Annotated in this window: 23 protein-coding genes, 2 tRNA genes and 1 pseudogene; 17 read left to right on the top strand and 9 right to left on the bottom strand. The window is 42.3% G+C overall.

From position 1 onward, the window contains the following. Positions 1–81: 81 nt before the first annotated feature. The 6 genes from SIO70_RS30225 to SIO70_RS30250 all read left to right on the top strand — a co-directional run bounded on the left by SIO70_RS30225 (position 82) and on the right by SIO70_RS30250 (position 4,363). Entirely contained in the window at positions 82–846 is a 765-nt protein-coding gene (locus tag SIO70_RS30225; protein WP_320577204.1) for a glucose 1-dehydrogenase, read from the top strand. A 75-nt stretch (positions 847–921) separates the two neighbouring features. Further along, positions 922–1,143 carry a DUF4241 domain-containing protein gene (locus SIO70_RS30230; protein ID WP_320577206.1) on the top strand — a complete coding sequence of 74 codons (222 nt, stop codon included), beginning with the start codon at positions 922–924 and terminating at the stop codon, positions 1,141–1,143. A gap of 130 nt (positions 1,144–1,273) precedes the next feature. After that, positions 1,274–2,215: a zeta toxin family protein gene (locus SIO70_RS30235; protein WP_320577208.1), complete on the top strand. Its 942-nt coding sequence runs from the start codon at positions 1,274–1,276 to the stop codon at positions 2,213–2,215. Positions 2,216–2,219: 4 nt separating this feature from the next. Beyond that, on the top strand, positions 2,220–2,474 hold the full coding sequence (locus SIO70_RS30240; RefSeq protein WP_083729923.1) for a hypothetical protein: 255 nt from the start codon (positions 2,220–2,222) through the stop codon (positions 2,472–2,474). A 143-nt stretch (positions 2,475–2,617) separates the two neighbouring features. Continuing rightward, the gene (locus SIO70_RS30245; RefSeq protein ID WP_320577211.1) at positions 2,618–3,637 is read left to right on the top strand and encodes a cupin domain-containing protein; all 1,020 of its coding nucleotides are present in this window, start codon (positions 2,618–2,620) and stop codon (positions 3,635–3,637) included. A 641-nt stretch (positions 3,638–4,278) separates the two neighbouring features. Next, positions 4,279–4,363 (top strand) — tRNA-Ser (locus SIO70_RS30250). 89 nt (positions 4,364–4,452) lie between these two features. Here SIO70_RS30250 and SIO70_RS30255 read toward each other — a convergent pair. Further along, positions 4,453–4,710, bottom strand: coding sequence for a hypothetical protein (locus SIO70_RS30255; RefSeq protein WP_320577213.1), 258 nt, complete (start codon positions 4,708–4,710; stop codon positions 4,453–4,455). Here SIO70_RS30255 and SIO70_RS30260 point away from each other — a divergent pair. Continuing rightward, a complete protein-coding gene (locus SIO70_RS30260; RefSeq protein ID WP_320577215.1) occupies positions 4,709–4,858 on the top strand; it encodes a hypothetical protein in 150 nt (49 codons plus the stop codon). The genes SIO70_RS30255 and SIO70_RS30260 overlap by 2 nt on opposite strands. A 363-nt stretch (positions 4,859–5,221) precedes the next feature. Here SIO70_RS30260 and SIO70_RS30265 read toward each other — a convergent pair whose 3' ends face one another. The 3 genes from SIO70_RS30265 to SIO70_RS30270 form a co-directional block, all read right to left on the bottom strand. Next, the gene (locus SIO70_RS30265) at positions 5,222–5,974 is read right to left on the bottom strand and encodes an SDR family NAD(P)-dependent oxidoreductase (protein WP_320577216.1); all 753 of its coding nucleotides are present in this window, start codon (positions 5,972–5,974) and stop codon (positions 5,222–5,224) included. Positions 5,975–6,052: 78 nt separating this feature from the next. Next, a complete protein-coding gene (locus SIO70_RS33600; protein ID WP_414017946.1) occupies positions 6,053–6,205 on the bottom strand; it encodes a helix-turn-helix domain-containing protein in 153 nt (50 codons plus the stop codon). 6 nt (positions 6,206–6,211) lie between these two features. Further along, complete coding sequence (locus tag SIO70_RS30270; protein ID WP_320577218.1) at positions 6,212–7,003, bottom strand: AraC family transcriptional regulator; 792 nt, start codon at positions 7,001–7,003, stop codon at positions 6,212–6,214. 380 nt (positions 7,004–7,383) lie between these two features. On the opposite strand from SIO70_RS30270, the gene SIO70_RS30275 reads away from it, so the two are divergent. The 3 genes from SIO70_RS30275 (at position 7,384) to SIO70_RS30285 (ending at position 10,113) form a co-directional block, all read left to right on the top strand. After that, entirely contained in the window at positions 7,384–8,184 is an 801-nt protein-coding gene (locus SIO70_RS30275) for a glutaminyl-peptide cyclotransferase (RefSeq protein ID WP_320577220.1), read from the top strand. A 101-nt stretch (positions 8,185–8,285) separates the two neighbouring features. Further along, positions 8,286–9,197: an alpha/beta hydrolase gene (locus SIO70_RS30280; RefSeq protein WP_320577221.1), complete on the top strand. Its 912-nt coding sequence runs from the start codon at positions 8,286–8,288 to the stop codon at positions 9,195–9,197. A 4-nt stretch (positions 9,198–9,201) separates the two neighbouring features. After that, entirely contained in the window at positions 9,202–10,113 is a 912-nt protein-coding gene (locus tag SIO70_RS30285) for a helix-turn-helix transcriptional regulator (RefSeq protein ID WP_320577223.1), read from the top strand. Positions 10,114–10,177: 64 nt separating this feature from the next. Here SIO70_RS30285 and SIO70_RS30290 read toward each other — a convergent pair whose 3' ends face one another. Then, positions 10,178–13,306 (bottom strand): RICIN domain-containing protein, encoded by a 3,129-nt coding sequence (locus SIO70_RS30290; protein WP_320577225.1) that lies wholly within the window; start codon positions 13,304–13,306, stop codon positions 10,178–10,180. A gap of 264 nt (positions 13,307–13,570) precedes the next feature. On the opposite strand from SIO70_RS30290, the pseudogene SIO70_RS30295 reads away from it, so the two are divergent. Continuing rightward, positions 13,571–13,950, top strand: a pseudogene (locus SIO70_RS30295) (DUF1016 N-terminal domain-containing protein); the annotation flags it as partial. Positions 13,951–14,061: 111 nt separating this feature from the next. Next, on the top strand, positions 14,062–14,571 hold the full coding sequence (locus SIO70_RS30300) for a PDDEXK nuclease domain-containing protein (protein ID WP_320582077.1): 510 nt from the start codon (positions 14,062–14,064) through the stop codon (positions 14,569–14,571). A 151-nt stretch (positions 14,572–14,722) separates the two neighbouring features. Here SIO70_RS30300 and SIO70_RS30305 read toward each other — a convergent pair whose 3' ends face one another. From SIO70_RS30305 to SIO70_RS30315, 3 genes are all read right to left on the bottom strand, one after another. Further along, the gene (locus SIO70_RS30305; RefSeq protein WP_320577227.1) at positions 14,723–15,316 is read right to left on the bottom strand and encodes a pentapeptide repeat-containing protein; all 594 of its coding nucleotides are present in this window, start codon (positions 15,314–15,316) and stop codon (positions 14,723–14,725) included. Between the two features lie 186 nt (positions 15,317–15,502). Beyond that, on the bottom strand, positions 15,503–16,291 hold the full coding sequence (locus tag SIO70_RS30310; protein ID WP_320577229.1) for a type II CAAX endopeptidase family protein: 789 nt from the start codon (positions 16,289–16,291) through the stop codon (positions 15,503–15,505). Between the two features lie 56 nt (positions 16,292–16,347). Beyond that, a complete protein-coding gene (locus SIO70_RS30315) occupies positions 16,348–16,635 on the bottom strand; it encodes a putative quinol monooxygenase (RefSeq protein ID WP_320577231.1) in 288 nt (95 codons plus the stop codon). 116 nt (positions 16,636–16,751) lie between these two features. Between SIO70_RS30315 and modA the strand changes: the two genes are divergently transcribed. The 3 genes from modA to SIO70_RS30330 all read left to right on the top strand — a co-directional run bounded on the left by modA (position 16,752) and on the right by SIO70_RS30330 (position 19,261). After that, the gene (modA, locus tag SIO70_RS30320; protein WP_320577232.1) at positions 16,752–17,489 is read left to right on the top strand and encodes a molybdate ABC transporter substrate-binding protein; all 738 of its coding nucleotides are present in this window, start codon (positions 16,752–16,754) and stop codon (positions 17,487–17,489) included. Next, positions 17,486–18,148: a molybdate ABC transporter permease subunit gene (gene modB, locus SIO70_RS30325; protein ID WP_320577233.1), complete on the top strand. Its 663-nt coding sequence runs from the start codon at positions 17,486–17,488 to the stop codon at positions 18,146–18,148. Before modA ends, modB begins: the two co-directional genes overlap by 4 nt. Before the next feature lie 207 nt (positions 18,149–18,355). After that, a complete protein-coding gene (locus tag SIO70_RS30330) occupies positions 18,356–19,261 on the top strand; it encodes an ABC transporter ATP-binding protein (protein ID WP_320577235.1) in 906 nt (301 codons plus the stop codon). A 768-nt stretch (positions 19,262–20,029) separates the two neighbouring features. Here SIO70_RS30330 and SIO70_RS30335 read toward each other — a convergent pair. Beyond that, positions 20,030–20,581, bottom strand: a complete 552-nt coding sequence (locus tag SIO70_RS30335) for a hypothetical protein (protein ID WP_320577236.1) — start codon at positions 20,579–20,581, stop codon at positions 20,030–20,032. A gap of 480 nt (positions 20,582–21,061) precedes the next feature. Between SIO70_RS30335 and SIO70_RS30340 the strand changes: the two genes are divergently transcribed. Both SIO70_RS30340 and SIO70_RS30345 read left to right on the top strand, forming a co-directional pair. Then, positions 21,062–21,847, top strand: coding sequence for a nucleotidyltransferase domain-containing protein (locus SIO70_RS30340; RefSeq protein WP_320577237.1), 786 nt, complete (start codon positions 21,062–21,064; stop codon positions 21,845–21,847). Between the two features lie 302 nt (positions 21,848–22,149). Beyond that, positions 22,150–22,223: transfer RNA gene (locus SIO70_RS30345), tRNA-Asp, on the top strand. Positions 22,224–23,209 lie beyond the last annotated feature (986 nt).

Genomic DNA, 23,209 nt, shown 5'->3' on the forward strand with positions numbered 1-23,209 from the left:
TTACTGTTACTTTTCAGCACAAAGTTACTAAAAAGAACTTAGGTAGTCTACCTTTGACACTCAATCAATAAAAACGAAATAATGAATAGATTAAAAAATAAAGTAGCAGTTATTACAGGTGGTAATAGTGGCATTGGATTTGGCATTGCCCGGGAATTTAAAAATGAAGGTGCTAAAGGAGTCATTGTCGGCCGAAATCAGGAAACTTTAGATAGTTCTGTGGCTCAACTTGGAGATAATTTTATAGCCAAGAATGCCGATGTTACCAACCTTGCCGACCTGGAAAGAGTGTTTAAAGAAACATCTGAAAGATTTGGTAAAATAGATGTAATTGTGGCCAATGCAGGAGGTGCAGTTACAGGGTCAGCATTTGGTTCTGTAGCAGATATTGGTGAAGCTGACTACGACAAGACAATGGATTTAAATCTGAAAAGTGTTTACTTCACTGTTCATAAAGCACTACCTTATATGAATGATGGTAGTTCTATTATTCTTATCGCGTCAAATGCAGCACACCGGGCATATCCGTCCTTTACGCTTTATGGTGCTGCAAAAGCGGCTGTCATCCATTTTGCAAAGGGATTTTCAAACGACCTTTTAGGTAGAAAAATCAGAGCAAATGTAATATCACCAGGCACAACAGATACACCTGTATTTGACCGGTTTATTCCTGCAGAACAACTTGAAGCTGTAAAAAAATACTGGGCAGATGTAATGCCTATCGGCAGAATTGGGCAACCATCTGACATTGGCAAAACAGCTGTTTTCCTGGCTTCTGATGATTCTTCATTTATGCTTGGTGCTGAGCTCCTTGTTGATGGTGGTCTAAGCTATTTGTCTAAATAATTGCCCCACGCTGGCGCCAGTTTGTAACTCATGCCAATAAAACAATTTTCAAAATGAGTAAATCAGAAAACAAAGTTGCGGGATACGCAATTATCGGCTTCGGCAACAAAGGAGATGGAGGAAAGTTATAAGAATACGTGGTCGTGGTTGATGAAGGAATTCGATGGGCATACGATTGCATTGCTTAGTTCCGGATGGGGAGATGGGTTTAATGCGGGTTATATTGGGTATGATAAAGAGGGGAAGATAGGCTGGTTGGTGACGGATTTTGGAATGATTGGAGGAGGCGTAAAATGATTTAAAGAGGTTGGAAGCCTGCGCTGTGCGCGGGCTTTTTTTGGAGTATCAATGCTCAATTGGATTTTTTATATGGTACAGGTTTAGAAAAAAGTAATACAGTTGTAGTAAATTAATTCAACCAAATATCATGGGTAGATACGCAAGGTTACTCTTAGATATTAATCAGGTGGATCATTTTCTTACTACTGTGTTGGAGTTTGAACCGGAAGAAGATGAAAGAGATATTGCTTTTAAAATTGTGAGCAGTGAGAAGGCATTGATTGACTATGATAATCCAGGGGTACATACATTGATGTACGATAATTATCGTGATCGGAATTATAAAACGGAGGCGGCAAGGTGGGCGCTAAGGAAGCAAATTATTGATGAATTGATAACGATGGTAAGGCTGGATGATGATGATGAGATATGTTTGGGGAAAGGTGGTGCTTTGCCTACGACGGGGGTATGGGCAGAAAAGAAGGCGTTTCTTATCATTGGGTTGCCGGCTTCAGGGAAATCAGGGATTAGTAATATGATTGCGGATAAAAATCATGCGATCATTATTGATTCGGATTATGCGAAGAGGAAGTTGCCTGAGTTTCATAAATTACCATGGGGGGCGTCGCTTGTGCATCTTGAATCCAGACAAATCACATCTGGGTTTCGGGATAATCCTAAGAAAATTAAACCATTGCAAACCTTATCAATTGAGAAAGGTTACAATATCGTTATACCCTCAATAGGTAATAATGCAGAAAAACTCACCAGAACAGCCGAAGACCTAAAAAGGGTAGGTTATGAGGTGCATCTTACACTAGCCGCTCTGCCTAAACGCCAGGCTACAATTCGGGCTCTCAGGAGATATAACCAGTCAGGACGTTATGTACCGTTAGGTATGATCTTCGACGATTTAGGAAATGATCCGAGTTTGACATATTATTTCCTAAGATGCCAGAGGAATGATCTATTTAAAAGTTTCGGAGCTATTTCCACAGATGTCGAATTGGGACAACCATATGTTACCGTTAATCTGGAAGGAGATAATCCTGCAGCCATGTTCAGATTCGAAATAATAAACTTAAACTAATAATATGTCAAAAGTAGAAAATCATAGAGGAAAGTTAGGTAATACAAGTAAAAACCGTCCCAAAAGCAAAGAATTTTCTCGTAAAATCTCACAGGTTGCAGCAAAACGTGCTGTGCATAATAATCAATTGAGTACGCTTGCGTACAAGGAATTAGTGAGAAAGCATTCAGCAGCGATTGCGTTACTTTGCGAGCAAGAGGAAGATACACTTGATTACGTGATTTTAGGGCTTCAACAAATGAAAGCCGATAAGCTTTAGTAAGTCGATTCCATATTTTATAGAGCCCGCGCAGTGCGCGGGCCTTTTTTTGGAGTATCATTGGAACTTCCACCTTATGAATATCGTAGCTCATCCATATATAGCATAATATTGGTAGCATCCACCCCATAAATCCAACAACCATGACATTCAAATACTCTTTAGAAAAGCAGTCCCCAAGAACCTCACCAGGCGGCATTACCCGTGGTGCCTCTGTAAAGGAATTCCCTGCCTCTGTAAATTTAGCTGGTGTGAGCATGCATTTAGAACCCGGCGCTATGCGGGAATTACACTGGCATGCCAATGCCGCAGAATGGGCTTATGTGATTAAAGGAAATGTACGAACTACGACAATCGATCCCAACGGTCAAACATACATCGATCTGTTTGGACCCGGTGATGTGTGGTATTTTCCACGAGGTTATGGGCATGTATTGCAGTGTATTAGTCAGGAGCCCTGTCACTTTATTTTAATCTTTGATAATGGAGACTTTTCTGAAGACCACACTTTTAGTATCACCGATTTTGTATCCAGTGTACCTCCTGAAATTGCCGCACAGAATCTTGGATTGACGCTGGATGAAGTAGCTACCCTACCTCAGAAAGAAGTATACTTCGCACCAGGGAAGTTGCCGGATGTGGGCGCTGGACTGGCCGTAGCAAGAGAGCATGTGAGTCTGACCTCTCCACATCGATATCCTTTAGGTGCACAGATGCCTAAATTAGTGCCAGGAGCAGGTACACAGCGAGTGGTGACACAGCAGGAGTTTCCGATTTCCAGAACGATTACAGGGTCTGTTTTTGAAATTGAACCAGGTGGATTAAGAGAGTTGCACTGGCATCCAAATGCTGATGAGTGGCAGTATTTTATTCAGGGGAATGCGGAGATGGGGGTGTTTCTCGCGGAGGGACAGTTTGTAAAAGATCAGTTTGAGGCAGGAGATATTGGATATGTACCAATGGGTGCAGGACATTATATTAAGAATACAGGAGAGGAGAAATTGATTGTACTATTAGGGTTTAATAGTGGGAATTATGAAGCCATAGATTTGAGTATGTGGTTGAGCGGAAATCCAAAAGATATATTAGAAGCCAACTTTGGCACATCAAAAAGTATTGTCGAGAAGTTTCCGAATAAGGAGGCATTTATTATTAGGAAATAACTTACGGTCTGATTGTTTTAGCAACCGCTGTGGCAAATGCATATGGCGGGTTATGACTACTGCCTGGGCTTTTTTTATTGCATTAGGTTCCAATCCGTTATTCAGGCGAATGGTGGCGATAAAACCACTATCTGTAACGACTTTGGAAACATTATTCAGCGTACGAGGCACAAACCCAAACTCCTGGTAAGGATAGATAGATCAGGTATAAGGGGCCGAAAGACGGGACTGGAATGCAGGAGATGCTGATGCCGACGAGTTGATTATGGGGGGTGGGTAGTTCTGTGCGTTGATTATGAATAGGAAGTTTAGTGGGGCTACCAGAAGAGTGTCTATTGGACATGTGTCAACGGAGGGGGATGATAGGGTTGTTGAAGGATGGAGATGAAATGTGGACAGGTATATTTTGGAGGATGAGGAGATAGAAAAGAGCAAAAAGGAGTTTGTGGTGGTAAAAAAGGTGTTGACAACAAGATGGCTGAGGCAGTATAGGGCTTTGGTGACAAATGCTAGTAGTGGAGCGGTTTTGAGGAGTGATTTGTAGGAGTCTTTGGGAGTATTGTTGGGAGATATTTGAAAAATGTTTTACACATTTTGAAAAAATATTTGGAGATTTTCATTCAGTTTTTCACATTTGCAGCGGAGAAATGGCAGAGCGGTCGAATGCGGCGGTCTTGAAAACCGTTGACTGTAACAGGTCCGGGGGTTCGAATCCCTCTTTCTCCGCAAGCTTTAAGCCTTCAAGTCGAAAGATTTGGAGGCTTTTTGCCTATTTATAGGCCTTAATGATTTCTAATTGAGTACCATGGTTCTTACTAATCCTCAGGTCTTATATATACTCTCACCTTGATATTTCCATCATCTTTGCTCAAATCATTTTCTATTCCTGCAGGATTTCCGATAAGGCCTTCTGGGTCATAAACAAAGCATAAAAGTGTTTCACAATCGGGATGCATTTGATATCTGGCAATATCTTCTATTAATTGGCTACCAACTTCTTTAGCAGTTAAACCTCGTCTTGCTTTCTTCCTTAGCTTTGTAAAAAATAAACATCCTACTGTAAAAGTGATCATGATCTCTGGTGTTGATGCGGCCGCTCAGGATGTAGCGCTGGAAAATGGTGCTGATGCTTTTCTCAAAAAACCATTTACCAAAACGCAGTTGCACCAGACGGTTACAGATATACTGAATACGGAAGAAGCTGTTAATTCGCCTGCCTAAACTTGCAATTAATTGTCATCCATTTTGCGGATATGTTGTAACCCGGAGAAGGTACCAGTCATTAAAACTGTCATTTTTATCTTTTATAGTGGTCATCTTATTGACCCTACAAAACTACTATGCGCCTTTTCCGGATACTTATGCGTAACAGCTCAAACTTTTTGCGGGAAGCGGCTCCATACCCATTACGATATGGTCAGCGACTATGCATTAGAGGGCAGGCTTTGAAGAGGTTCCCTGTAAATGACATAGTCCCATCTCGATTGTTTGTCACCCTACTAATATAACAATGCCGGAGATCTTGTCTCCGGCATTGTTATATTACATATAGCAGTCTATATCGTTTATTCACATTAAATACAATTACAGCGCCACGCCACCAGTCACCTCGATCCGCTGTCCATTCACCCATTTGGCATCATCACTGCAAAGGAAAGACACTACACCACCTACATCATCAGGCTGGCCGACACGCCCCAGTGCCGTGATACCTTCTACAAATTTGCGCATTTCAGGACTGTCCTCCATAGCAGCACCGCCAAAGATAGCTCCCGGCGCCACCACATTTGCTGTAATGCCTCTTGAACCAAGTTCAGCAGCCAGATACCTGGTATATACATCCAGGCCACCCTTCATAATTCCGTAAGCTGAAACTCCCGGGTAGGAGATCCTCGATACAGCAGATGAAATGTTTACAATTTTTCCGCCATCTTGCAAAAGTGGTAACATTTTTTGAGTGAGGAAGTAAACGCCTTTCAGATGGATGTTCATCATCTCATCAAACTTGCTTTCTGTGGTCGCCTCAATGGGCGCATTATAACTGGTACCAGCGTTATTTATCAGGAAATCAAAGTGAGTCCTTCCAAATGTGGTGTCCAGTGCATTGCTTAGTTGTACTCCAAAGGCTTCGAAACTTTTAACGTCCATCGTATTGAGTGGCAGGGCTATAGCCTTACGGCCCAGCATATGAATAGCGGCTATCGTCTCTTCCGCACTTGTCTTGTTGTTAACATAAGTGATAATGATATCGTTGCCTTTCTGTGCCAGGCTTACTGCAATATTCTGACCGATACCCCTTCCTCCGCCTGTTATTAACGCAATTTTTGATGTGCTCATTTGTCGTATTTTTTGATTAAAAGACAGTACAAAATTGCGGTAATTGCCAGATGGGGCCTATGTTATCAGCAATCCATTTTATGTATAATTCAAACTTTTTGCCTGGGAGCGATACGTACCCGGGGGAATAGAGGTTTCATTCTTAAAGAACTTTGCGAAATGCGCAAAGTCTGAAAATCCAAGGCTATCAGCGATTTCCGCAATAGTCCAGTTTGTTTGACGTAGTAAGATCTGCGCCTACTTCAGGATCCTTCCGGCTATCAATGCAGATGTTGTCAGGCCAGTGGTTTCTTTTAATATTTTATTCAGGTGATTGACGTGTATATTGAGCTCGTTAGCATAGTCTGCGGCAGTTCGCAATTTGATTTCCTGATGAGGATTGTCCAGTGGGAACTGCCTTTCCAGCAGCTCAATAAACAGGGACGTTGTGCGTGCGAAATTGCTGTGATTGGGGTGAGCCATTATCGTTGACTGCAACTGTTGTCCAAAATGGATGAGCTCAAGTGTATAAGTACGCAGCAGGTCATATTTGTAAGCATAAGTTGAGGTGATAGCGGTATGCATCTTTTCATAGATGCTCTTCACTATTTTCACGTCCCCCTTCTCCAGCGAGAACAAAGGATGTTCAGGTGATTTATAGATCGGCAGTTCGTCCAGCACTACACCACTCCTGGTTGGATGAAGGAACTCTGGCGTGAACACACAACACATGCCCGACTGCCTTTCCATCGGCAACCAGGTTATAGGGCTTTTGGGTGTCGTAAATATCAATGTTGGCTGCGAGAGGCTTCTAATGCCATCAGGGTAGCCAATTTTTGATTGGCCTACCAACAGACTGACTTTATAAAAGGTACGGCATTGATAAGGTTGGGTCGGCATATCCTGAACGGTCTGCCGGATCTTTGACATGTTAAAGACATTGAAATGGCCGATCTCATCCTGAATACCGGCTGGTAACAAGGCCTTTAGTTCAAGCGAAGACCCGGAGGCGAAGTGTTTGTCAAGATCATTAAACGATACACTATTCATAGCACAATATGTATAAATCAAATTTAGCCAATTTTTCTGACTACCCGTTTTGATCTCTGCAGGCTGTCTTACTATACAAGATCTGTTTAACAATCGACTGATATCCGGGAGTGAACTGCGAATTCAATTTGTACCAGGGCATTTCAAATTACATTCATGTAAGTCAGAAGTGACAGGCAGAGATACTATTAATATCCAAATAGACTATTGACAAACAATGCAGTGTGTTTCATCAAAAAATGTCAAAATTTCAAACAAACTATCCGTAAACCGGTTCGACTTTGTGCCCCCCGCAAGCTTTAAACCTTCAGGTCAAAAGATCCGGGGGCTTTGTATTTTGAGCCGATATTATATCTTTAGGATAATTAAAGTCTGGAATTATGAATTTTAGATCACTGACCATAGCCATTACCATCCTTTTTGCTGCCTGTGATAACAACAATCAGCCGAAAGAAGAAAATAGTTTACCCGCATTTATGGAGTATACCGTCCTAAATGTATACCCTCACGACACAACGTCCTATACAGAAGGCCTATTAGTCCACAACAACGAACTATTTGAAAGTACTGGCCGTGAAGGATTTAGTAAGTTTGCCCAAATAGACCTCACTACCGGTAAGCCAATCAGAGAGCATTATATTGACAAATCTATTTTTGGAGAAGGCATCGCGATCTTCGACAACAAAATATTCCAACTTACCTACCGTAGTAATAAGATCTTTGTTTACGATCTGAAGGATTTTAAAAAAATAGCTGAATACCCATGGCCCGGAGAAGGTTGGGCATTGACGCACGACGGAAAAAGTCTCATAGCCAGTACCGGCACCTCCAATCTGCAATACCTGGATCCAAATACACTACAGGTGCAAAAGACACTTAGTGTGACCGATCAGAACGGTCCGGTTACTAACATCAACGAATTGGAATATGTAGATGGGTTTATTTACGCCAACCAGTTTCTGACCAATAATATTTTGAAGATTAATGCGGAAAGTGGACGCGTTGTTGCGAAAGCAGACCTGACGGATATCTTTGCGCATGGTGGCAAGGTATTCAATCCTGATCAGCTGCCTGACCCTCATGAAGACGTATTGAATGGCATCGCTTATGATAGTGCAAGGGCCAGCTTTCTGATAACCGGAAAACAATGGCCTTATTTATTTGAAGTGAAGTTCAGGTAAACTCGTCATCATAAAATTGCATATGACTTGCAAGTAATTTGGATACACCTTTACACGGTTTGGAAACATCGCATTCTCCGTCTTTAGGGAAATTTGCATTCATGCAACAATCAGTAAAATTTAAGAACAGCACATGGCTGGTAGCAGCCAATCTTCATCTGCCTGAGAATTTTGATGCGCAACATCAATATCCGGCTATTATATGCGTGCATCCGGGAAGTAGTGTAAAGGAGCAAACGGCCGGTCTGTATGCAGAAAAACTAGCGCAGGCAGGGTTTGTAGCACTGGCTTTCGATGCTTCTTTTCAAGGGGAGAGTGGCGGCGAACCACGGTATCTTGAAGATCCTGCTACCAGGGTGGAAGATATCAGGTGTGCGGTGGATTATCTTACCACTATAGCATTTATAGCTAATGATCGTATTGGCGTACTGGGCATTTGTGCAGGTGGTGGCTATGCGGCAAATGCTGCCTTAACTGAAAAACGGATTAAAGCAGTAGGCACTGTGGTTGCGGCGAATTTTAGCCGTGCTTACCGGGAGTTGAATGCATTACAGATATTGGAGGCTGTGGGTCAACAACGTACTGCAGAAGCTAACGGAGCAGAACCGCTGATCACGCAATGGACACCGGCATCTATTGAAGAAGCGAAGCAGGCTGGGCCTGTAGAAGTGGATATGGCAGCAGCCATCGATTATTACAGAACGCCTAGAGGAGAACATCCAAATTCCTGTAATAAGTTGCGGTTTACAGGTATGGGAGCCGCTATTGCATTTGATGCATTTCATCTTGCAGATCAGTTGCTGACACAGCCGCTTATGGTAATAGTTGGAGATAAAGTCGGTGCATTTGGTTCTTACAGAGATGGATTTGAATTGTATAATAAGGCTGCTGCTGTCAATAAAAGTATTCATGTAGTGCAGGGTGCGGGTCATTATGATTTATATGATCAGCCTTTTGCTACTACTGAAGCGCTTGGTAAACTGGTGCCGTTCTTTAATAGTGTACTTTTGTAGTAGCATGAAAAGCATACATTCCATATCTGAGTTTCATAGGTTGCTATCGCTACCAGATCCATTGCATCCACTGATCAGTGTGATTCGGGTGGAAGATATACGACTGACGGCTGATTTCTTTGCTGAGAATTTTCTGTTCGATTTTTATAGTGTGTCTTTGAAAAGAAATGTGCAGGGCAAGGTGAAATATGGTCAGCAATATTTTGATTTTGATAAGGGTGTGTTGAGTTGTTTAGCGCCCAAACAGATACAGTCGATTAGCGTAGGTGAGCTTGCTATGGATAGTCAGCAAACAGGCACAGGGTATGCGTTGTTGTTTCATCCTGATTTTTTGTTGGGGTCTCCGCTGTCCGGGAAGATAAAACAATATGGTTTCTTTTCTTATGCGGTGAATGAAGCATTGCATTTGTCGGACAGAGAAGAGAAAGATATCATAAATATTTTCCACAAGATCGAACAAGAGTATCAGCATATTGACCGGCATACACAGGATATTCTTATTGCGCAATTGGAGTTGTTATTAAATTATAGCAATCGTTTTTACGAGCGACAGTTCTTTATTCGCAAAGCGACAAATCATACTTTGCTTACGCAGATGGAAGGATTGTTAGAAGAATATTTCAATAATGAAGAAACGTTAAAAAACGGCCTTCCCAGTGTGGAATATCTGGCTAATAAGCTGCGTCTTTCACCACACTATCTGAGTGATATGCTTCGGACGCTGACAGGACAAAGTGCTCAGCAGCATATTCAGGATAAACTGATTGAAAAGGCAAAGGAATATCTTAGTACAACGACATTAACGGTTGCAGAGATTGCTTATGAATTGGGGTTTGGATATCCACAATCGTTCAATAAATTGTTTAAGAAGAAGACGAGTATGTCTCCATTGGAGTTTCGGTCAAGGTTCAATTAAATGATACGGGAACTGAATAATTTAAAAGGGTGTATCAGAAATTCTGATACACCCTTTTAGTATTTTATTGTTTAACAAATTTGAATACCTTCGATCCCAGGTGCACGAAATACACGCCAGGACCCAACTGGCCAACAGCTATAGATCTTCCATAAGCGGATAACTGCAATTGCCCTGAACTATTATATACTTTAATACTAACCGCATTCGTTAGCCCACTTATATAAAGTGTGTTCACAGCAGGATTTGGATATACTGAAATTCCGGGCTGGCCCTCTTTATGCGCTACGCTGGCCATTGTAGCCGTTGCTGCCAATGATGGCCGAACGAGTTTCCAATGGCCACTGAGTTGACCTGCATCTGACCATTGCTGTACATTTCCTCCATTCACCGTACTAAAATTGGATACCTCTACCAATTTACCACTATGCTGTGGTATGATCTTATAATAGTCGTTATCCACAGGTACCATCGAAAACTGTTGATTGGTGCCGGCTACATAACTCCATTGCAGTATATTGGCACCATCTGCGGTGCTCAGGCCTGACACATCTACTGATTTTCCGGAATTTACACAAATGATCTTATAGACTTCATTACCTAAGTGCGTAAAGGTAAATTGCTGATTCGTACCATTCAAAAAGCCCCATTGCTGGATATTGCCACCATCCTGCGTAATCTGACTGTCATCCACATCCATGTACAGTCCGCTGAAACGGTTTTGAAGATAATAGGTACCTGCAATGATGTTTACCTTTTTTAATTTGTTTGTGCTCTGGGCGAAATTAATAATTGGATCTGCATTGCCGCCATCAAGGGGGGAATAAATTTCAAGACTTGATTTTAGAAGATTACCATCTACCATGGCATTGATCTCTTCTGGTGTCATACCAGAACGGTAGAAGAGTAACGTGCGATAATTTGCAGATGGTGCAGTGGAGCCATTCAGATCAAAGGCAGTGGTCACGAGCTTTTCAGCAATTGAGCCCTGTAATACCTTGTCGATGTATAATAGTGTTTTCCCCATTGCATAGTAATGGGTGAGTGTCACTTTATGCCATTGGTTGTCGGTCAGAACTGTAGTACCTGCAATACCTGATGAATAGTCCAGCTTTCCGGCACTATTGATCACTAAGGTTTTTAAACCAGTAGTGGTGCTTAGTTCTGCTAACTGCCCGGTGGAAGATGTTTGGATATCAAAAGAGTAGGTAAAGGAGTGAAGCGTTTCCTCAGGCTTCATCTGAAGCTTGTAGCCAGTCGAGGGGCTTAAGTTTAAATAGGTACCATTTATCTGGTAGGGTTGTGTCTTTCCTGCTTTTAAAGCATCGAACAAAGAAGGAACGATTGCATATTCAAATTCAAGATGCCCCGCATCATTGGGATGCAGGTCATCATATTTATAACCGGTGGCCCATTTACCTGCTCCATTGTCAAGTGCACCCAGCAAATTGATACTTGCTACATTCCAGGAATGAATCAGTAAATTCATTTGCTTGATGTAATTGTATTCTGTAGCCGTATAATCTTCACGACTGTAACAATTGGTGACGATGGGTTCAATGCCTTGTTGCCTTGCTTTGTTAATGAGCAATTTCATATTGTCTCTGAACTGATCAAAGATCGCCTGACCACCGGTGGTGATACCTTCATTTCCTAAAGAGAGGGCGTAAATAACGTATTTGCCGCAGATGGGTAGTAAGTCTTTATCCCACCGGTTGATCACACTAATGGTGTTGTTGCCAGGAACGGATATGTTCGATACATTCCAGGTTTGACCGGTACCGTTGTTGGCCCTGGTAGTCAGTAACTGAGCGTATAACTGGGCGTATCCCTGGTTGTTGGTGGCACCTGTGCCTGAGGGAACAGAAGATCCCATGATGGCGATGCGACTGGCGTCTTTTGTGGTGCAATATGGCTCAAAGGTAACAGGGTTGACCTGGTTGATCTTCAGGATACCCAGGTAGCCAAAGGTGCCTTCAGATCGGGTCATGGTAAGGTTTATCTGACCATTATCGTCAGGCATGATTATATCTGAGGTGAGGATGGTTTTCGTATTGCCATTGTATCCAGTTCCGCCCAGGTTGGATCCGGAGGTTTGCAGCAGACCGTCGTAGAATGTAGCACCTGTCAGTGAATATCCTGTTACTCTTTTTTCAGGGTCGTTGCGGGTACCGAAGAAATTAAAAACGTAGCCTTTGGTTTTATCCAGTCCTCTTATTGAAAGACTGGAAGACGCAGAGGTGTGAAAGTAATCCTGGGTGGCAGTGGGGATGGCGAGGTCACCTAATAGGCTGGCATCTGGTGATAGCAGGCCTCCATTCTGAATGCCATTGGAAGAAAATGCGGAAGTGATTTTAACATATGCACCTGTTGATGCATTCACTTTATCTACAAGGTTTACCTGGGTGGCAGTAGTACTGGTATTGGTTACATTGTTCCAGTAATTGCCATTGATATCGGGACTGGTGGTGATGTTACCATTGGTTACATCATTGGGACCGAAATCAATATAGGTCGTTTTTAATGCGGTAACAGGTAGTTGGACTTCCGCTATTTTGAGGGCGCCGATATAGGCGAAGGTGCCGGTTTCCCTTTTTACGGTAATGGCGATCTGGCCTTTTGTATCGGGCGTAAGGGTGCTGGTGGCGAGAATGGTGCTGTTGTTACCATTGTAGCCGGTTCCGCCCAGATTCGTACCTGAGGTTTGTAAGGTAGCGCTGTAGGTGGTGTTGCCGACAAGGGTATAATTCGATTTGCGTACTTCAGGATCATTTCGGGTAGCGAAGAAATAAAAGACATATCCTTTGCTTACATCCAGTCCTTTGATGATAAAGCTCGCGGTATTATCAGTATAAAAATAATCCTGCGTGGCGGTGTTGATAGCGAGATCATCCAGGAGAGATGCACTGGGTGATAGCAGGCCGCCGTTGTTAATGCCGTTGGCGCTAAAGCCGGAGGTGATGTTGAGTAATGCACCGGATAATGCATTTTTGTTGGTGACCAGGTATACCGAAGCGGCGGTTGTACTGGTGTTGGTGATGTTGTTCCAGTAATAGCCATTTACATCGGGACTGGTGGTGATGTTACCGTTGGTAACATCATTTGGGCCGAAGTCGATGTAATATGTTCTTTGTGAATAGGTTTTGATTACGAAAGAACATAGGATCAGTAAAAAGTACAGTGACTTTTTCATAGGTTAAGTTTTAGTGAGACGTGGAGCTGTCGGCACCAAAATAATCAGAATGACGGCGATATGGCCGCAGTAAGAAAAAGATTTTAATTCTGAGGTGTAGGTTGGAGAATATGGGAGGGACTGATAGAAAAAACAGAAAATCATATTGATAATCAATATTTAAAACCTCAATTAATTTCATTTACTACTTGTTAGTTATTCGGCAATGAAATAATTTCGGGTAATATTGACTGTGATCGGTTATAGTAAAAACTACAGTAATAGATGAATAATAATCTTGAAAGTCAAAGCCACTCTTTATATAATGCTATTGCTCAAATAATAGTTAAAGCAAGGGCAACTGTTTATAAGAGTACTAATACTATATTATTAAAAACGTATTGGGAAATTGGGAAGCTAATCATTCAGGATGAGCAGGATGGGAAAAACCGTGCAGCCTATGGTAAAGGGTTTTGAAAAGTCTCGCGACTAAACTATCCTCAGAATTTGGAAAAGGTTTTGATGAGAGCAACCTCAGAAATATGCGAAATTTCTTTCTTGCGTTTGAGATTTGGGACGCAGTGCGTCCTGAATTGAGCTGGACGCACTATCGAATCATTAGCAGAGTTGAAAATCAAACACTTAGACTTCAATTAATCAGTCATGCCATTGAAGGGAATTGGAATAGCCGCACATTACAACGAAATATTGATAGCCAATATTTAGGAAGATTACTTAAACTCCCGGAAAGTAAATCAACAGAGACAACACATTTTATAAAGGACCCTTATCTTTTCGAATTTTTAGGATTCCCGTCAGGTACAGTCCCCACAGAAACTAAAATTGAATCTGCCCTTATTAGTCATTTACAACAATTTTTGATGGAGCTTGGAAAGGGATTTGCATTTGTCGCAAGACAGCAGCATATTGTTACTGATACGTCTGACTTTTACATTGACCTTGTATTTTACAACTACTACCTTAAATGTTTTATTCTCCTAGACCTAAAGACACACAAACTCACCCATGAAGCCATTGGGCAAATGGATATGTATGTAAGGATGTATAATGATTTAAAAAAGGGAGATGATGACAATCCAACTATCGGAATCATTTTATGTACTGAAAAGGATGAAACTATTGTAAAGTATTCGGTATTGGCAGAAAATGAAAAACTATATGCCAGCAGGTATCGGCTTTATCTTCCAGATGAAAGTGAGTTAAAAAGGCTGATCGAGGAGGATAGAGTGAGGTTTGAGCTAAGTTATACACCAAAAGAAACATAAAAACTGAAAAAGCCGTCAGATGACAGCCATGATATATCAGGAAAATATTTTTGTCGCAAACAGACCAGCGTTTACACAACATTAGCATTGGCGTTGCTGATCAACCGGGGTTTAATTTCTTCTTTACACCGGCGGAGTTCCTGAAGAGATCTTAATCAATATCCAATTGATATTTGTAGAGCAATGCTTCTAGCTGGAAAAGATTGAACTTTGCTTTCTTCATCTTATTAAATTCAGGTTCGATGGAGAAATTCATTGCGCCCCTGAAGTCAGTCTTTTCCAGGTTGGTATTGGAAAACCTGGTGAGCGTGAGATCTGATTGGGTGAATTTACATTCGGAGAGGTCGGCATCTGAAAAATCTGCTTCTTTCAGGCTACATTCTATAAAAGGAGTCTTCTTCAGGTTTCTGCCTAAAAATATAGCGTAGTTCAGGTTACATTTTTCAAATTTAAAAGAGAACTGCAATTTGCTGCATAGAGCAAAGTTCACACCGAGCAATTTGCATTCGGTAAAGACAATACTTCTGAACCCGGTATTCTTCACTACTGCCATAGAAAAATCGCAGCCATCAAAAGTGCAGTCTTCGAAGGTGGTATTGGAGAGATCACAATTACTGAAAATGCATTTGTCGAATTTGCATTTGTAGAACTCCCAATTCTTTAGTGGCGTTTCAGTAAAGTCTATTGCCATGAATTCCTGTCTTTCGTAAAATTTTTCTTCTTTGTCGTCCCATGTATTTTTCATGGCATTAAGGTAAAACAAAAATCGTCTTTTTGATCAGAGAAAGGTGCTTTTTTGTTTTTTTGGCAGAGCAGTTTAATAAACGGGTGTGAATGTATTGACTCGTATTTGTTTGAATATATTTCTTGTGAACTGACAGTTATTTGTTTGCATATTTCTCTTTTAAATTGATGGGCCCTACGAGCAAATTCAGACCACCTTCGCCCTTTTTTGAATTAGCATGCACCCTGCTACAAACACTATTATTGCCAATACACACACGACTAAATATAGGGGTAACCCTAACAAACCTAAATAATCCTGCTGGGCCTTTGGCAGGAATAAGAACAATACAAACGTGGTATTACTTACCGCATGTACAATAATCCCGGGTATGACAGATCTTGTTTTATAATACACCCATCCTAAGAATAGCCCTGCAAAGAAAGCAGGCAAAGACTGCCACGGATTTAGATGTATCAATGCAAAAAACAATGCTGAATATAAGATTGCTTTGCGGGGGGAATAATTTTGCAATAAGCCTTTTAACACAATACCACGACAAAGTGTTTCTTCCAATATCGGTGCGACAACGGATATCATGATGATGGAGAAGATATCATTCTTAAAGAGATCATCAAAGAATTCAGCAACACTATCAGGCATAGGCACCAGCGAAGATACCCGTTCTAACCCTACCGTTAATGCTATCGTGCTGATGATTAATAATGGAATCAACCAAAGCTGTATCTTATTAAAACCCAATTCAAATGATTCAGGCTGTTCTTTCTTACTTAGTCTTGCAGCATACCAGATGGTAGCGATCATAGCCGCTGTATAAGAAATGAGGTTGATGAAAGATTTGGTTAACGGGTCTAAAGGAGTTTTAGAAAAACCCACATAAAAGCCACCTATTAATCCGATTATGATCATGAATAATAGCAGCATCAGAAACAGCTTCAAAAGGGATTTTAATTCGGGGTATGCTTGATGATCCATGCTACTAATATAGTAAAATTTTGAACCCCACGTCAGCCGCGGGGTTCAAAGTACATTTAATTGATCAGGGTCAGGACATCGATAGTGATTTCGGCTTTGCCTGCTATGCTTTCCACCAGTTCTTTGAAGTGAGCGGTAGAATTATGAAAATCAATAGCTGCCTGAGATTTCCATTCTTCAAGAATGACTATTATGTCAGGATTTGACACATGTGCTGTCACGTCATAGTATATATTTCCGTCTTCGGCCCTTGACAGTTCGGCACATTTCAAAATACTGGCTAATACTGCTTCTTTGTTGGCAGGAGTGACTTTAAACTTCGCAACGATTTTTATACTTTTCATTCTGCTGATGTTTCTTTGCGCTTATTGCGCAAAATGTATGCTACAATATAAGATGTCATATTCTTTTTTTCAATGGTAACTATCGATATTAGCGATAAGTATTTGTAAATTTAAGTATGAAACTGAGATTGCTCCTTCTCGTCTGCGCGTTTTTCATTACTGTAGGTGGGCAGGCTCAAAATAAGATAATAGTGGCTGTCGCGGCTAATATGCAATATACCATTGAGGCGTTAAAGACGGCCTTTAACAAGGGGAATAAGGCTGAAATTGAGGTGGTATCAGGCGCTTCGGGAAAGTTGGCCCAGCAGATCATTGCAGGGGCTCCTTTTGATATTTTTATATCTGCGGATACGGCATTTCCTGCCAGGGTACAGGCTGCTGGTTTGGCAGTGGCACCACCAAGGACTTATGCGCAGGGGATCCTTGTGTTATGGACGACCTTACCCGGGGTAACTCCGGATATGCGGTTGCTAAGTGCTGACAGGGTTCATCACATTGCTATTGCGAATCCGGCAACAGCACCTTATGGGGCAGCGGCCATGGTTATTCTTAAGAAATACCAGCTGATTCACTCAGTGGAGGGGAAACTGGTAACGGGAGAGAGTATTACGCAGGCGAGCCAGTTTATTGCTTCGGGAAATGCGGAAGTTGGGTTTACGGCGAAGTCTATTGTGATATCTGATGCGATGAAGGGGAAAGGTAAATGGATGGAGGTGAAGCGGCAGGATTATCCTCCTTTTAAACAAGCGGCGGTTTTATTGAAGGACAATGCGGCTGCGAGGCAGTTTTATGACTTCCTGTATTCGGCCCAGGCAAAGAAAATATTTGAGCAATTCGGATATATTGTACAATGATAGAGGCAGCACCTATAATTTTGACGTTACAGCTGGCACTGTTTACGACGGTTATTTTATTCTTTATTGCTATTCCCATAGCGTGGTGGTTGACGCAAAAGCCTTCGATCTTTAAAACGGTGATGGAAGTGGTGGTGAGTATGCCGTTGGTATTGCCGCCTTCTGTGATTGGGTTTTATTTGTTGATGGCTTTCAGGCCGGAGGCGTTTTTGGCGAAGTATATGCATGTAAGGCTGGCGTTTTCATTTGAGGGATTGTTGATAGGGTCTTTATTGTATAGTTTGCCTTTTATGGTGCATCCGATACAGTCGGGGTTGGCTTCATTGCCGGAGAGTTTGGGGGAGGCGGCTTATTCGTTGGGGAAGTCGAAATGGGAGACATTGAGGAGGGTGTTGTTGCCGAATATCAGGTCGTCTTTGTTGACGGGGGTTATTTTGACGTTTGCGCATACGGTGGGGGAGTTTGGGATTGTGTTGATGGTAGGGGGGAATATTCCGGGGAGGACCAGGACGGCGGCGATTGCGATTTATGATTTAAATGATACGTTTCATTACAGGGAGGCGAATGTTTATGCGGTGGTGTTGATAGGGATTTCGTTTGTGGTGTTGTTGGGGATGTATCTGGTGAATAGGAGAATGAGGAGGAGTGATTATTTTTAGTGGAGGTGTTTATTTAGGGACGATGAGAAGAGTGATTATTTTCAGGTGATGTATAGAGGTATTATTTAGGGAGGATGAGAGGAGTGATTATTTTCAGGTGAGGTATAGAGGTGTTATTTAGGGAGGATGAGAGGAGTGATTATTTTCAGGTGAGGTATAGAGGTATTATTTATTGAGGCGAGGATAGCATAGATCAAACATTTTACTATGGTAAAATTATCGTTGCAAAAGCATTTACATACTGCTGATGGAAAGTTGCTTCTTCATCTGGATATGGCATTAAAAAAAGGGGAGTTTGTAAGTTTATATGGCGCTTCAGGCGTTGGTAAGACGAGTATATTGCGAATGCTGGCGGGGTTTATGCACCCGGATAGTGGGAGTGTTAGTGTGGAGGGAGCCATGTGGTTTGATAGTAGTCGTAAAATAAATGTGCGTCCGCAGCGAAGGAATGCCGGCATGGTGTTTCAGGATTATGCGTTGTTTCCGAATATGACTGTGCGGGAAAATATTGCTTTTGCTTTGAAAAAAAACGAGCCTACGGGTATTGTAGATGAATTGCTGGATGTAACAGGGTTGACCAAGCTGGCATCGAGAAAGCCACAGGGGCTTTCAGGCGGACAAAAGCAACGGGTAGCACTGGCGAGAGCGATTGCACAAAGGCCAGCGCTGTTATTATTGGATGAGCCTTTGTCGGCGATTGACAGGGAGCTGCGGCTGTCATTGCAGGAGACTTTGCAGGATGTGCATAGAAGATATCATTTGACGACTATTATGGTGAGTCATGATGTGGAAGAGATTGTGAAGTTATCTGATAAGGTGATACATATTGTAAATGGGGGTGGTGTGGAGTATGCTTCACCGGCTGCGTTTTTTGATTTGCGGAAGGGGAATATGGCGGATGTGCTAAAGGGGAATGTGCTGGACGTGCTGAAGGGGAATCCGGCGGAATCGCTGAAGAAAGATCTGTCTGATGAGCAAGAGGAGAATATGTCTGATGTGTACCGAGGGAATGTGGTGGACGTGCGAAAGGAAGGCAATCAAACATATGTAACAGTGTTGGTTGAAAATGGTGTTTTGAATGTCGGGGATAAGGTGAAGTTTGAACGGGAATAATAGCTTTTTCAAAAGCTTCAAATTATGTGAAATACCTATTTTGCATATCAATCGGGTTTCTTCATCATCATCTCCTCCTACTGTTTATAATCCGAATACCGTTCCTCCCTCCTGCTATTCAATTTCAGATACATCCTCTTCTGCTGGTTATCCAGGATCACATTGAAATGATTCTACAACTGGTTTCCCAATAGTGTACAGCTTCCCTGCGGTGTTGCCGGATTAGCAGTATTCGTTACAATATCTTTGAATCGTTCCCCTCCTATTTCCGCGTCCAACCAGACAATCATTTTGCCATTAAGCATTTGTAATTCATGTAATTGAGCCCAATTCCTCTTTTGTCAGGTAAAGTTCTCTCCTATCAGCATCGTGCCATCTCTGCCTGTATCAAATAATGTCCAGTATGTATAGTGCCGCCCGTTATGGTAAAATGAAACTTCCAGCTTCGGCCGGTTTTTGTAGCGATTAAACCAGTCAATTTGCATTGCACAAGATCGTGAGGGCTGGGAGGCCGACGGTAGTTTGGGCATTGCCTGGAACTCTTTGCTGTGAGCAGGGGTATTTCTGCCTTTTGTAGTGATTGCACGACAGGTGGTAGATATAGCAGCGGCAGGAACGTGGACTTGAGGTGGAGGTAGAATATAGAGGTTTTTGCGGGAATCAGGAATGTTTGGGGAATGAGTGAGGGACAGGGCTTGCCTGCAAATGTAAAGTATGTTTCTTTTTGATTGGATTCACTTGTATATATTTCGTTTGGCGGGATGGGGATTATTCTCTTTGGGTGAAGGGGGTATTTTTCGAAGGCATTGTTATATGTGCAATATATATGGAGGCATTTAATACAGGTATTTCCTCTTCCTGTATGTCTATGATTTCTCCTGCTCCATTTACAATAATTAATGTCCCATTTCCGGGAATGCAAATCTTTTCATCCGCGGTAAAAATGCCGGTACCGATTACCTTTCTGGTGGTGAAATCAATCCTTACAGCAATGATCATCCCTTCTTTATTATATTTATTTTTTGTAAAGCGGTACCCTTTGATAGCTTTTATGTCCTGACCTCCTGAGGGAATGAGTCGTTTTGTCAGCCTGTTGACGTGACCGCCATCGCAGGTGAAATCCAGGATGGGGACAATGGCCTTCCTGATGAAGGCGGCGGTAGAACTGGCCATGCCGAAGCGTTGAGCAGCACGTTTGGTACCGGGGGATTGACACACCTTTTCGGGGAGGCTACGAAGGAAAAAGTCCGTTTTGCGCTTTACACCGATCTTTTTACCTAACCGGCGGCTGAAGGTGAGGATGCAAGTTTGTTTTGCCATAGAAATATATATAGTGAGAGATAAAGATAAGGATCCAGCAGGAAGGTGTTTTCAGGCGGAATTAACGGGTTTCTAATGGTTGTTTGACTTCTATATTCCATTTTTAACCAGCGAAAGAAGAAGCTATGAAAAATGACTAATAGCGGTCAAAGGCGGATTAGATATTTTCGAATTCTACAGCAAATATTCCTACATATCGGTTGATATTCTGAAGCAGGATGCTGCTAATCAGCTTGATTTTCAATTTGTGGATCTAAAGAAGGAAACACCTGTGGTGGGGTATGACGCAGTGGTGTATATGGGTAAAGCGTGATTTTAAGATGGCTGTGCCGATTGTAAGATTTTACTGGTTGGGACAGGTGGCGGCGTATTTTTTTCCGGGTACGGCTTTGGTGGATCAGGGGTTTGTGGAGATGCCGCCGGTGCAATTGATTGTATTTATTGTGACAAGAGTTGGGTATCTATTTGTATCTTTCTTTAATGGAAAAACAAACAACGTTTCAACAATTTGCTGACCGGGTAGTAGATCTGCTATCTGCCGATGATGTTGTGGTAGGGTTGGCAGCTGGGGGGTCATGGATAGGTGGTCAGCTGGATGAATATTCTGATATTGATTTTGTATTGGTGACGAGGGAGGCAATTGGAGGCAATAAGGAAATGATGATGGGGTATGCGGAGCGGTTTGGGCATTTGCTCAATGCGTTTACAGGGGAGCATTTGGGTGAGCCAAGGTTGTTAATTTGTTTGTATGATGCGCCTTTGTTGCATGTGGATATAAAGTTTGTTACGCTGGAAGAGTTTGGGCAAAGGGTGGAGGATCCGGTGCTTTTATTGGATAAAGGAGGGCGGTTACAGGAGGTACTGGAACAGACGACTGCGCATTTTCCACATCCTGCGTATCAGTGGATAGAAGACAGGTTTTGGATATGGATACATTATACGTTACTGAAAGTGGGGCGGGGAGAGTATTTTGAGGCGTTGGAGTCGTTGGGGTATATGCGTAATGTGGTGTTGGGGCCATTAATGCATATAAAAAACGGGAATGAGCCGAGGCGGTTGAGGAGGGTAGAAACGTTGTGCCGGGCGGAGGAAATAGCGGGATTGCAGGCGACACTGGCGGGGTATGACAGGGAAGAGATATATGCGGCATTGAGGCAGGTGGTGAAGTTGTATAGGCAGTTGAGGGAGGAGATATATGGTGCGGAGGTGGAGTTGCGAAGGGCGAGTGAGGAGCGGGTGATTGCGTATTTTGATTCGATAGATTGATAATTAAGGACTTCAGATTTTTTCTGAAGTTTTTTTTTGTTCTTTTTTTACTGCGTAGAAAGACTGCGCAGCGCGGTGGTAATTTTGTTTTATCAACGGGAGAGGAAATGAAAGATGGAATCTCCTGGGGATGTAACCCCGAAGCTTAAGTTATCTTTTTGTTGTTTGTTACCTCATTTTTGAAGGTTGTAGCGGAGTATTTGTAGCAAAAGGCGCAGATAGCTATGACTGGATAATGTTAGCCCCAAAAGCATCCATTGTATTGTTTATGCCCCCGGGAGGTACCTGAAGTATCTCTCAACGGACTGGTAGTTCAGTTGGTTAGAATTGTGGATTGTCGATCCATCGGTCGCGGGTTCGAGTCCCGTCCGGTCCGCAAGCTTTAAAGCCTTCAAGTCGAAAGATTTGGAGGCTTTTTTGGGTTTAGATGATTAATAGAATATATCCAATCCTCAATAGTATTTCATCAATTCACAACAATGCAGTTCTGCAATTTCTCTTCCTATTTGCGTTTGCGCCTTATACTAAGTAGTTAAATTTAAATGCTAAAAAACTTATCTTTCCCCCAATTTTATAACTACACATGAACCCACAATCTGTGAAACGCATCGGGGGCAAACTCGCAACACAACCTCTATTTGTCCCCTTCCTGCTTATGGAATTCTATCTCCTTTTCATGGAAACCCGTGGCGATTTTGCAAATGGCATCCTTTTTTTCATAAGAGAGCAATTCAATTCTTCCCAAAACATTCTGGTTATCATCATATTTTTAGTTAATTATTGCTAATAAACGCATAAATCTTAGATAAATCCTCCATAAATAGGTTCCGGGTAGAGCGGTTCGTTGCCTCCCCGCTCCCCCACAGATCCGTACGAGCGGATTTCCCGCATACGGTTCCTCTATTTACGGTTTCGCTATGAGGATGCTAAGACTGCCTTCGTCTTTCTCCTTATCTTCGATTTCTCTCGATGCGGATACCTCCCGGTATTACCTTTTCTTAGCGTATCGCGAGGTGGTAATACAAACCTTGGATACCTGGATTGTTTGTTGTTCGGTAAATCCTTTTTTTTTTAAAAAAAACCGACTTCCGTTCGGAGACGTTAGGCTCTCCTGCGTTCCCGTATTACCCCAATCTGCCTTTGATATGTTCTCAGACCCCGGTCGAATCGCCCCCACTCGTCTGTAACGCAGGTTTGATGTTGCCTTAGCTTTTCGAACAGCTAAAGCTTCAACATCGTGGACAGTTTCGAGGCTCAATAGCATACCTTCAGCAGTCGCTGTCTACGCTTCGTGCCATCATCTCTAATGACTACGCAAGACTCGCTTCCGGTGGTTGACTAAACCTTGTCGGGCAGGATTGG

The organism is Chitinophaga sancti, assembly GCF_034087045.1.
Taxonomy (GTDB): Bacteria; Bacteroidota; Bacteroidia; order Chitinophagales; family Chitinophagaceae; genus Chitinophaga; species Chitinophaga sancti_B.